8 protein-coding genes and 1 pseudogene are annotated in these 10,333 nt (G+C 68.8%); 4 read left to right on the top strand and 5 right to left on the bottom strand.

Features of this window, described 5'->3' with window-relative positions:
- Positions 1 to 79 precede the first annotated feature (79 nt).
- The gene (gene aspS, locus QK444_RS24230) at positions 80 to 1,876 is read right to left on the bottom strand and encodes an aspartate--tRNA ligase (RefSeq protein WP_282783992.1); all 1,797 of its coding nucleotides are present in this window, start codon (positions 1,874 to 1,876) and stop codon (positions 80 to 82) included.
- Between the two features lie 190 nt (positions 1,877 to 2,066).
- Between aspS and QK444_RS24225 the strand changes: the two genes are divergently transcribed.
- Together QK444_RS24225 and QK444_RS24220 are read left to right on the top strand one after the other, a co-directional pair.
- Positions 2,067 to 2,990, top strand: coding sequence for a neutral zinc metallopeptidase (locus QK444_RS24225; protein WP_282783990.1), 924 nt, complete (start codon positions 2,067 to 2,069; stop codon positions 2,988 to 2,990).
- A 597-nt stretch (positions 2,991 to 3,587) separates the two neighbouring features.
- The gene (locus QK444_RS24220; RefSeq protein WP_282783988.1) at positions 3,588 to 4,178 is read left to right on the top strand and encodes a hypothetical protein; all 591 of its coding nucleotides are present in this window, start codon (positions 3,588 to 3,590) and stop codon (positions 4,176 to 4,178) included.
- A 23-nt stretch (positions 4,179 to 4,201) separates the two neighbouring features.
- Here the strand turns inward: QK444_RS24220 and QK444_RS24215 are convergent, their stop codons facing one another.
- The 4 genes from QK444_RS24215 to QK444_RS24200 all read right to left on the bottom strand — a co-directional run bounded on the left by QK444_RS24215 (position 4,202) and on the right by QK444_RS24200 (position 9,431).
- On the bottom strand, positions 4,202 to 5,281 hold the full coding sequence (locus tag QK444_RS24215; protein ID WP_282783986.1) for a 2-oxoacid:ferredoxin oxidoreductase subunit beta: 1,080 nt from the start codon (positions 5,279 to 5,281) through the stop codon (positions 4,202 to 4,204).
- Positions 5,281 to 7,257 (bottom strand): 2-oxoacid:acceptor oxidoreductase subunit alpha, encoded by a 1,977-nt coding sequence (locus tag QK444_RS24210; protein ID WP_282783984.1) that lies wholly within the window; start codon positions 7,255 to 7,257, stop codon positions 5,281 to 5,283. Before QK444_RS24210 ends, QK444_RS24215 begins: the two co-directional genes overlap by 1 nt.
- A 109-nt stretch (positions 7,258 to 7,366) precedes the next feature.
- Positions 7,367 to 8,407 carry an Rv2578c family radical SAM protein gene (locus QK444_RS24205; RefSeq protein ID WP_282783982.1) on the bottom strand — a complete coding sequence of 347 codons (1,041 nt, stop codon included), beginning with the start codon at positions 8,405 to 8,407 and terminating at the stop codon, positions 7,367 to 7,369.
- A 31-nt stretch (positions 8,408 to 8,438) separates the two neighbouring features.
- Positions 8,439 to 9,431: an NAD-dependent epimerase/dehydratase family protein gene (locus tag QK444_RS24200; protein ID WP_282783980.1), complete on the bottom strand. Its 993-nt coding sequence runs from the start codon at positions 9,429 to 9,431 to the stop codon at positions 8,439 to 8,441.
- Positions 9,432 to 9,567: 136 nt separating this feature from the next.
- On the opposite strand from QK444_RS24200, the gene QK444_RS24195 reads away from it, so the two are divergent.
- Both QK444_RS24195 and QK444_RS24190 read left to right on the top strand, forming a co-directional pair.
- Positions 9,568 to 9,897, top strand: a complete 330-nt coding sequence (locus tag QK444_RS24195) for a type VII secretion target (RefSeq protein ID WP_282783978.1) — start codon at positions 9,568 to 9,570, stop codon at positions 9,895 to 9,897.
- Positions 9,894 to 10,333 (top strand): annotated as a pseudogene (locus tag QK444_RS24190) (hypothetical protein); the annotation flags it as partial. The gene QK444_RS24195 and the pseudogene QK444_RS24190, both read left to right, overlap by 4 nt.

The following is a 10,333-nucleotide window of genomic DNA, read 5'->3' as shown; positions in this document are numbered from 1 at the left end:
TTACGGGGGGCGCCCGCGCCCCCCCCCCCGCGCGCGCGCGGTTTTCCCGGGCGCGCGCTCATCGACTCCGCACGGAGACCTACTTGTTCTTGCCCTCGACGATCGGAACGCCGTTCTCGTCCACCTTCACGTCCAGGCCCGCTTCCTTGCGTTGCTGTGGGGTGATCGGGGTGGGGGCGTCGGTGAGGGGGTCGACGCCGCCGCCGGACTTGGGGAAGGCGATGACCTCGCGGATGGAGTCGACGCCGGCGAGCAGGGCGGTGATGCGGTCCCAGCCGAAGGCGATGCCGCCGTGCGGCGGGGCGCCGTACTGGAAGGCGTCGAGCAGGAAGCCGAACTTCTCCTGCGCCTCCTCATGGCTGATGCCCATCACCTTGAACACCCGCTCCTGCACGTCACCGCGGTGGATGCGGATGGAGCCGCCGCCGATCTCGTTGCCGTTGCAGACGATGTCGTAGGCGTAGGCCAGCGCCGCGCCCGGATCGGTGTCGAAGGTGTCCAGGTATTCCGGTTTGGGCGAGGTGAACGCGTGGTGCACCGCGGTCCAGGCCGAATGGCCCAGCGCCACATCGCCGCTGGCGGTGGCGTCGGCGGCGGGTTCGAACATGGGCGCGTCCACCACCCAGACGAAGGCCCACTCGTTCTCGTCGATCAGACCGCACTTGCGGGCGATCTCCCCGCGCGCCGCACCCAGCAGGGCCCGGCTGGACTTGGCCTCACCGGCGGCGAAGAACACGCAGTCGCCCGGGTTCGCGCCCACGAACTTGGCCAGGCCCTCGCGCTCGGCCTCGCTCAGGTTCTTGGCGACCGGACCGCTGAGCTCGCCGTCCTCGCCGATCAGCACATAAGCCAGGCCCTTCGCACCGCGCTGCTTGGCCCACTCCTGCCAGGCGTCGAGCTGGCGACGCGGCTGGCTCGCCCCGCCGGGCATGACCACCGCACCCACGTACGGCGACTGGAACACCCGGAACGGCGTGTCCTTGAAGTACTCCGCCATCTCGGTGATCTCGACGCCGAAGCGCAGGTCCGGCTTGTCGGTGCCGAAGCGGCGCATCGCCTCGGCGTAGGTCATGTGCGGGATCGGCGTCGCGATCTCGTGGCCGATGAGCTTCCACAGCGCCACCAGGATGTCCTCGGCCAGCAGGATCACATCCTCCTGGGTGACGAAGCTCATCTCGATGTCGAGCTGGGTGAACTCCGGCTGCCGGTCGGCGCGGAAGTCCTCGTCGCGGTAGCAGCGCGCGATCTGGTAGTACCGCTCGACACCGGCCACCATGAGCAGCTGCTTGAACAGCTGCGGGCTCTGCGGCAGCGCGTAGAACTTGCCCGGCTGCAAGCGCGCGGGCACCAGGAAGTCGCGCGCGCCCTCCGGGGTGGACCGGGTCATGGTCGGCGTCTCGACCTCGACGAAGGCGTGCCTGGCCAGCACGTCGCGGGCGGCGGCGTTGACCTTGGACCGCAGCCGGATGGCATGTCCGGGCCCCTCGCGGCGCAGGTCCAGGTAGCGGTACTTGAGCCGGGCTTCCTCACCGGGGGTCTCGTCCAGCTGGAACGGCAGCGGCGCGGCCTCGTTGAGCACCTCGAGCTCGCTGACGTTCACCTCGATCTGCCCGGTCGGCAGGTTCGGGTTGCCGCTGCCCTCGGGCCGGTCCTCGACCACGCCGGTGATCCGCACGCAGTACTCGTTGCGCAGCTTGTGCGCCTGCTCGGCGGGCTCGCCCTCCCGGAACACCGCCTGCGAGACACCCGACGCGTCGCGCAGATCGATGAAGATCACGCCACCGTGGTCTCGCCGCCGGGCCACCCAACCGGTGAGGGTGACGGTCTGACCGGCGTGCTCGCTTCGCAGCGAACCAGCCAAGTGGGTGCGCAGCACGGGAGTCCTTTCGACGGATTCGAGGCGCCGGAGAGTGACAGGCGCCGGGTCCATCGTAGAGAGACACGTCGCCGGAGTGGAAACCGATATCCACCTCCCCGTGCCAAGCTGTAAGACGGCGGATTTCCGATCCGCTCAATCCTCATGTCCTGCCGCAATATCGAGGCGACCGCAGACGGGAGCTAGCACGATGACCTTCAACGAAGGTATGCAGATCGACCCGGACCGGGTCTCCTCCGGCGGCGGTCCCGGCATGGGCGGCGGGCTGGTCCTGGGCGGCGGTGCGGTGGGTCTCATCGCGCTGGTGGTGACGCTGCTGCTCGGCGGCGATCCGGGATCGGTGCTCGGCCAGTTCACCGGCGCGGAGAACGGGCAGACCGACCAGGGCGTGGCTGGGACGCCCGAACACTGCCGCACCGGCGCGGACGCCAACAAGTACGTCGACTGCCGAGTGGTGCTGACCGTGCAGAGCCTGGACGCGGTGTGGGACGACGAACTGGGCCAGCAGACCGGCCGCCGCTACACCGAACCGGCGGTGCGGCTGTTCTCCGGCGTGGTGAACACCGGCTGCGGGCAGGCGTCCTCCGCCGTCGGCCCGTTCTACTGCCCCGCCGACCAGACCGCCTACTTCGACACCGCGTTCTTCCAGGAACTCAGCACCCGCTTCGGCGCGAGCACCGGCCCGCTCGCCCAGGAGTACGTGGTCGCCCACGAATTCGGCCACCACATCCAGAACCTGCTCGGCGACCTCGGCCGCGCCCAGCGCGACCCCCGCGGCCCCGAATCGGGCGCCGTGCGCACCGAACTCCAGGCCGACTGCTACGCCGGTGTCTGGGCCTACTTCGCCGATAAGCAGAACGCGCCCGGCAGCACCCAGCCGTTCCTGAAACCACTCACCGACCAGGACATCGACGACGCTCTCTCCGCCGCGGCCGCCGTCGGCGACGACCGCATCCAGGAGCAGGCCACCGGCCGCGTGAATCCCGAAGCGTGGACGCACGGTTCGGCCGAGGAACGCCAGAAGTGGTTCCTCGCCGGATACAAGACCGGCCAAGTCGCGGCCTGCGACACCTATTCGGCCCGCGACCTGCGCAACCCACCCGCGCTGCGCTAGCGGGCCGGACTCCCCGCGAAATCAGCGCGCACACCCGCACCACGACATCAACGCGCACGCCCACGTCTCCGCGACTTCGGCACGCGACCGAGAGCCGTTGCGACACGTGCCCGCGCGTGCGAGCGGTCGTGTGCCCGCCTGCCGCCCGCACGCGACGTCGGCGCGTTCGCCCGCCACGCCGCGACCCTCGAACTCAGCGCACACTGCTGAGCCGTCGGGACCCGTGCGTGCTGAGGGTCGTCTGCTTGTCGGCCCCCGCCATTCAGCGCAAGGCCGACAGCCGTCACCACTCGGGCACGCGTGCTGGCGGTCGTCCGCTCATCCGCCTCCCCGGCACTTCAGCGCACGGCTGACGGCCGTCGACACTCATGCACGCGTGCCAGCGGTCGTATGCCGATCCGATCAAGGCGTACCCCAGGAGTTACCCCGAGCGGTGCGAGATCAGTTGCCACGTGTCGATCGGAAGGCTTGCGGACGTCTTGTTGGTCGGCAGCGTTCTGAGCGGGGCCGGTCGTGCGCGGGTCGCGCAGCGGTGGCCCTTCGGTGGACAATCACCGTCGGCGGGCGGGAGGTTCGCCGGTACGGAGGGATTGGTTCATGGGAACACGCGGTGCTACAGGACTTTTCGGGCGGCGGAACGTGTTGCGGTCGGTGGCGGCGGTCGTGGTGACCGCCGCCGCGCTCACGGTGAGCGGCGGGGTCGGCGGTGCGCAGGAACCGGCGCCGGCCTCGCCCGTGGCTCCGGCGGCACCGGCGCCCGTCACGGGTCCGATGCTGTTCACGCTCACGTCGATCCCGAACGGCTGGCTCATCGGCCGCACCGATTTGCGGCCGCTGCTCGAGGTGCAGGCCGACGGGCGGGCGATTCGGCGTCCGGATGCCGCCGATCCGGATCGGAGCGCGAACACCCCGCCGCAGGAGATCACCGGCACCATTCCGCAGGAGGTGGTCACCGCCGCGATCACCGAGACGCGGGCGCTGACCACCCTGGATATGGGGAATGCGGGCGTCTCCAACCAGAGCAGCATGATTCTCGACTACACCCCGCAACAGCCGGATCAGGACGCGCACGTCATCGTCTACGACCCGGAGACCACCGACGGCCTCACCGAGGAGCAGCGGGCGAACCGCACCCGGTTCGCCACACTGTCGGAGAAACTCCTCGACGCCTTCGTCGCCGACCGCTGAACCGCTGTCCGACCGCTGAAAAGCTATCCGACGGTCCAGGTTTCACGACCGGTGAGCAGACTCTGCAGGGCGTCGTCGTCCACCGGCTTGCGTTCCCGGGCCGTCTCGGCCTGGGCACGCACGCCGTCGTCGTAGGTCGGGCGGGAGACGCTGCGGAATACGCCGGTGACCACGTGCGAGAGGTCCTGATCGGACAGCCGCGAGAGGGCGTAGGCGTATTCCGGGCTGTCGGTGTAGGCGTCGTGGACGACGATATCGGCCTCGGCGACACTGTCGGCGCGGGCGACGCGCAGCCCGAACCCCTCGCGCACCACCGCCATCTCACCGTCGGCGCCGAAGCGGATCGGTTCGCCGTGACGCAGCGGAACGAGGTGGGCGGCGGCGTTCTCCTTGCGCAGGTTGTCGAAGGAGCCGTCGTTGAAGATCGGGCAGTCCTGGAGGATCTCCACGAAGGAGGTGCCCCGGTGTTCGGCCGCCGCGCGCAGCACCTCGGTGAGTCCGGCGCGGTCGGAGTCCAGGGCGCGGGCGGCGAAGGTGGCCTCGGCGCCCAGCGCCACCGACAGCGTGTTGAAGGGGTGGTCGACCGAGCCCATCGGGGTGGACTTGGTGATCTTGCCGGTTTCCGAGGTCGGCGAGTACTGCCCCTTGGTGAGCCCGTAGATCCGGTTGTTGAACAGCAGGATCGTGATGTTCACATTGCGCCGCAGCGCGTGGATGAGGTGGTTGCCGCCGATGGAGAGCGCGTCGCCGTCACCGGTCACCACCCAGACGGACAGATCGGGCCGCGTCACCGCCAGTCCGGTGGCGATGGCCGGGGCGCGGCCGTGGATCGAGTGCAGCCCATAGGCTTCCAGGTAGTACGGGAAGCGGCTGGAGCAGCCGATCCCCGAGACGAACATGAGGTTCTCGCGCCGCAGCCCGAGTTCGGCCAGGAAACCGCGCACGGTCGCCAGGATCACGTAGTCGCCGCAGCCGGGGCACCAGCGCACCTCCTGATCGGACGTGAACTCCTTGACCTTCTGCGGTCGGTCGGCGGCGGGCACGCCGGACAGGCCGGTGAGCCCCAGATCGGTTCCGACGAACGGGTTCTCGACAATGGTCATCACTTACCCCCTGGGGTGCGGTAGGTGGCCCGCGCCCGTGCGGCGAAAGCCTTGTCCTGTTCCATCTCCGCGATGGATCCGTCCAGTGCCGCGTCGATCACGCCGACCAGTTCCTGCGCCGAGAACGCCGTTCCGGCGATCTTGGTCCAGGGCTGCACGTCCACCAGGTATTTCGCCCGCAGCAGCAGGGCGAGCTGACCGCCGTTCATCTCCGGCGCGACCACCGTGCGATAGCGGCCCAGCACCTCACCGAGGTTGGCGGGAAAGGGATTCAGATACCGCAGGTGCGCCTGCGCCACCGGTACGCCGCGGCGGCGGGCCCGGCGGCACGCCTCGCCGATCGGCCCGTAGGAACTGCCCCATCCGATGAGCAGCAGTTCGGCGCGCCCGTCCGGGTCGTCGACCTCGAGGTCGGGCACGGTGATGCCGTCGATCTTGGCCTGCCGCAACCGGACCATGAGCTCGTGATTGGCCGGGTCGTAGGAGATATTGCCGCTGCCGTCGGCCTTTTCGAGACCGCCGATGCGGTGCGCCCGGCCGCTGGTGCCCGGGACGGCGAACGGACGGGCCAGGGTTTCGGGGTCGCGTGCGTAGGGCTGGAAGCCGCCCTCGTCGTCGGCATCGGGTTCGAATCCGGGATCGATGCGCGGCAGATCCGACACCCGCGGAATCGCCCACGGCTCCGACCCGTTGGCAATGGCCCCGTCGGACAGCAGCAGCACCGGGGTGCGGTAGGTCAGCGCGATGCGCGCCGCCTGCACGGCGGTGTCGAAGCAGTCGGCGGGTGAGCGCGGTGCGAGCACCGCCACCGGCGATTCGCCGTTGCGCCCGTAGAGCGCCTGGAGCAGATCGGCCTGCTCGGTCTTGGTCGGCAGGCCCGTGGACGGTCCGCCGCGCTGCACGTCCACGATGAGCAGCGGCACCTCGGTCATGACGGCCAGTCCGACGGTCTCGCTCTTGAGCGCCAGACCGGGGCCGGAGGTGCTGGTCACCCCCAGCGCGCCGCCGATCGAAGCACCCAGCGCCGCACCGATTCCGGCGATCTCGTCCTCGGCCTGGAAGGTGGTGACGCCGAAGCTCTTGTGCTTGCTCAGCTCGTGCAGGATGTCGGAGGCCGGGGTGATCGGGTAGGTGCCCAAGAAGACCGGTAAACCGGCCAGTTGCCCCGCCGCCACGATGCCGTAGGCCAGGGCGGTATTGCCGGTGATCTGCCGGTAGGTGCCGGGCGGCAGCGTCGCCGGGGCAACCTCGTAGGTGCTCGCGAATGCCTCGGTGGTTTCGCCGTAATTCCAGCCCGCCCGAATTGCGAGTATATTTGCTTCCGCCACCTCGGGTTTGGCGGCGAATTTCTCTCGGATGAACTGTTCGGTGCCGCTGATCGGCCGCCCGTACATCCAGGACAGCAAACCGAGCGCGAACATATTCTTGGCGCGCTGCCCGTCTTTCTTGCCGATACCGGTCGGTTCGGTTGCGCCGAGCGTCAGCGAGGTCATCGGTACCCGGTGCACCACGAAATCCGACAGCGTGTCATCGGCGAGCGGATCGCCGCTGTAGCCGACCTTGGCCAGATTCCGCTTGGTGAACTCGTCGGTATTGACAATGACGGTGGCACCGCGCGCCAACTCCTCCAGATTCGCCTTGAGCGCCGCGGGATTCATCGCCACCAGCACATCGGGCTGGTCACCGGCGGTGAGGATGTCGTAGTCGGCGATCTGGATCTGGAACGACGAAACGCCCGGCAGCGTGCCCTGCGGCGCTCGGATCTCGGCGGGAAAGTTGGGCTGGGTCGCGAGATCGTTGCCGAAGGCGGCGGCCTCGTGGGTGAACCGGTCACCGGTGAGCTGCATGCCGTCACCGGAGTCACCCGCGAAGCGAATAACCACCCTTTCCAATTTCTCTGTGACGCCGCCGTTTCCGGACGCGGGCACCGGAGATCCGGCGGGTGCCAGGGGTTCATCGTCGTGCTGCGAAACCATGCGCCTGCATCACTTCCTCGTCGCTGTGAGGTATCAACGCCAAACTACTCCGCTGTATTCGCGACACACCCGCGAAATCGAGCGGTTGTTCTGGTGAATCTCAGCCGGATCAGGCGAACAGCGCCAGTTGCCGGTCGGGCGTCCGCCCCGCGGCGGGCCGCGGTGTGGAGTCGGCGACGGCCCGTAGCTCGGGCTCGGCCGGACGTGCACGGTTCAAACGGTGTTTCTCCAACAGCGGCTCGACACGGCCGCGCAGCCAAGCAGAATACTCGGGTGTCACCGAACTCCCGCGACCGTACAGCTGTCGGTAGCGTCGGATGAGCGCGGGATGCTCGGCGGCCAGCCATTCCAGGAACCAGTCGCGGGTGGAGCCGCGCAGATGCATGGGGAAGGCGGTGACCCCGGCCGCGCCCGCGTCGGCGATGGCCTCGAACAGCGCGTCCAGATGCGCCTTGCCGTCGGTGAGATACGGAATCACCGGTGCCACCATGACATTCACGGCGAATCCGGAGTCGGCGAGCGCGCGGATGAGGTCCAGGCGGGCCCGCGGCGACGGCGTGCCGGGTTCCAGGCCGCGGTGCAGATCCTCGTCGAGGATGGCGAGCGACACCGCCAGATCGATGGGAACCTGCTGCGCCGCCTGGGTGAGCAGCGGCAGGTCCCGTCGCATGAGCGTGCCCTTGGTGAGAATCGAGAAGGGCGTGCCCGATTCGGTGAGCGCGGAGATGATGCCCGGCATCAGCCGGTAGCGGCCCTCGGCCCGCTGGTAGGGGTCCGTATTCGAGCCCAGCGCAACGGTTTCCCGCCGCCAGGAGCGCTTGCGCACCTCTCGGCGCAGGACGGGCACCACATTCGTCTTGACGACGATCTGGCTGTCGAAATCCCGCCCCGCGTCCAGGTCCAGGTACTCGTGCGAGCCACGCGCGAAGCAGTAGCGACACGCGTGCGAACACCCGCGCATGGGATTGACGGTCCAGTTGAACGGCATGCTGCCGCCCTCCGGGAGCTTGTTCAGCGCGCTCTTGCAGAGCACCTCGTGGAAAGTGATGCCCTCGAACTCGGGAGTCTGTACGCTGCGCACGAGACCAGCCCGCTCGAGTCCCGGCAGCGCGCCGTCATCGGCGTCCAGGGTCTGGTTCTGCCACCGCACGTTCCCAGTCGAACATGCGTTCTAGGTACTGTCAAGCGATCTGCCGCGTGTCGACCTTGCCGAGCTCGTTGTCGGCGAAGGCGATCAGGTCGCGCACCGTCTCCTCGGTCGGACGCGGCTGATAACCGAGTTCGGTCTTGGCCTTGGCGCCGTCCACGACGGGCGCGGAGATGAGCGCGCCCATGGCGGCCTTGGACAGGATGTCACTGCCGAAGAGCTTGCCCATCGGTTCCAGCACCGGCATGACGGCCGAGACGGCCTGCGCCGGAATCAGGAAGCGCGGCCCCTTCCTGCCATTGATGGCCGCGGCCAGCCGGGTGACATCCCACATGGTCTGCATATGTCCGGTGATCAGGTAGTTCTCCCCGGTCCGGCCGCGCTCCCCGGCCAGCACCAGGCCGAGGGCCACATCGCGCACGTCGACCAGATCGAAGCTGCCGCCGATCATGACCGGGACGCGGCCCTTGGACGCGTCGAGCAGGGTGCCGTTGATGCGCGAGCGGGTGTAGTCGACCGGGCCGTAGACACCGGTGGGGTTGCACAGCACGGCGTCGAGCCCCTTGTCGACGACCTTGCGCAGTTCGACCTCGCCCTGCCATTTGGACCGGTCGTAGACCGGCAGATCCGGGCTGATGGACCGCGCGGTGCGCTCGTCGATGCGGCCGCCGCACTGGTACTGGTTGAACGCGTGAATGGAGCTGGCGTGCACGAACCGGCGCGCGCCGACGGCGAGCGCCGCCTCGGCGACCACGCGCACTCCCTCGGTGTTGATGCGCCAGGCGAGGTCGTTCTTCTGGGCCAGGGTGATGACCGCGACCAGGTGGTACACCACCTCGGCCCCCTCGAGCGCGGTACGCATGGAGGCGGGGTCGAGCACGTCTCCGGCCACCCAGGTGACACCCGGTTCCGCGACGCCGGTGGGCCGGACCCGATCGATGGCGGTCACCTCGTGTCCGCGATCGGTAAGCAGGCGAAGCAAATTGGTGCCAAGGAACCCGGCGGCGCCGGTGACTGCGACCTTCATGAACAATGAATATAGAACCTGTTCTAAATTGCAACAAGTTCTAGTCATCCTGCCTGTGGATAGGCCACGCGCGCTCGTCGGCCCGGTCCGATATATTCGGAACCGCTATCTGTCCACGACGATCGGGGGGCGAGTCATGACCGAACTCTCGGTGGATCCGGAAGCGGTCCGCGCCTTCGCCACGACCCAGCACGGTGTCGCGGCCGATATCGCTGCTGCGGGCAACCTGGACACTGTAGCCAATGTCGCCGCCATGACGCCCGTCTTCGGGCTCATCGGCGCGGACTATCTGGCCATGTTCGCGGTGGCGGAGCTGCTGCACGGCAAGGACGTCAACGCGCTCTCGGCGCGCTACGCGCACCTGGGGCAGGTGGCCGCCGGAACCGCGACCGCCATCCAGACCACCGACGGCGAGTTCGCGGGCGGTCTGGACCGGATGGACACGGCGATCGGAGGACAGGGATGAGCCCCGTCGATCCCTCGGGCGTGATCGGCCCCGCCTCGACCGCCGGGGAGGCGGTGGCGACAATGCCCGCCACCGGAACCGGCCCGCGCGGGCCGCTTCCCGATGTACCGCTGTTCCAGCTGCCCGCCGATATCGCGCCGTTCGAGCCGCCCGCGTATCTGACGACGCGCAAGGAACTCGAGCAGGGCGCGACACCGGTTCCGGGCGGGCTACCTGCCGGAATGTCGGGCACCGCCGCCACCGAGCCGACGGCGGTACTCGGCGGACACCCCGGTCCCGACACCGCCTCCGGGATGCTCGGGGGGACTTCCGGACTCGACGCCGCCCACGGTGTGCTCGACGGCCGATCCGCCCTGGATTCCACGCAGGGCGTGCTGGACGGCGGACGAACCGCCCAGGGGGTGCTCGACGGCGGACGAACCGCCCTCGATTCCGC

Origin of the sequence: Nocardia sp. CC201C, assembly GCF_030010695.1 — a bacterium.
In the GTDB taxonomy this organism is placed as follows: domain Bacteria; phylum Actinomycetota; class Actinomycetes; order Mycobacteriales; family Mycobacteriaceae; genus Nocardia; species Nocardia otitidiscaviarum.
The sequence above is the reverse complement of the archived record's forward strand: the minus strand, read 5'-3'. Positions and strand labels throughout refer to the sequence as shown.

Bases quoted from the DNA above. Each gene is read 5' to 3' on its own strand.
- QK444_RS24225 (WP_282783990.1), top strand. From the start codon at position 2,067: ATGACCTTCAACGAAGGTATGCAGATCGACCCGGACCGGGTCTCCTCC.
- QK444_RS24220 (WP_282783988.1), top strand. From the start codon at position 3,588: ATGGGAACACGCGGTGCTACAGGACTTTTCGGGCGGCGGAACGTGTTG.
- QK444_RS24215 (WP_282783986.1), bottom strand. From the start codon at position 5,281: ATGACCATTGTCGAGAACCCGTTCGTCGGAACCGATCTGGGGCTCACC.
- QK444_RS24210 (WP_282783984.1), bottom strand. From the start codon at position 7,257: ATGGTTTCGCAGCACGACGATGAACCCCTGGCACCCGCCGGATCTCCG.
- QK444_RS24200 (WP_282783980.1), bottom strand. From the start codon at position 9,431: ATGAAGGTCGCAGTCACCGGCGCCGCCGGGTTCCTTGGCACCAATTTG.
- QK444_RS24195 (WP_282783978.1), top strand. From the start codon at position 9,568: ATGACCGAACTCTCGGTGGATCCGGAAGCGGTCCGCGCCTTCGCCACG.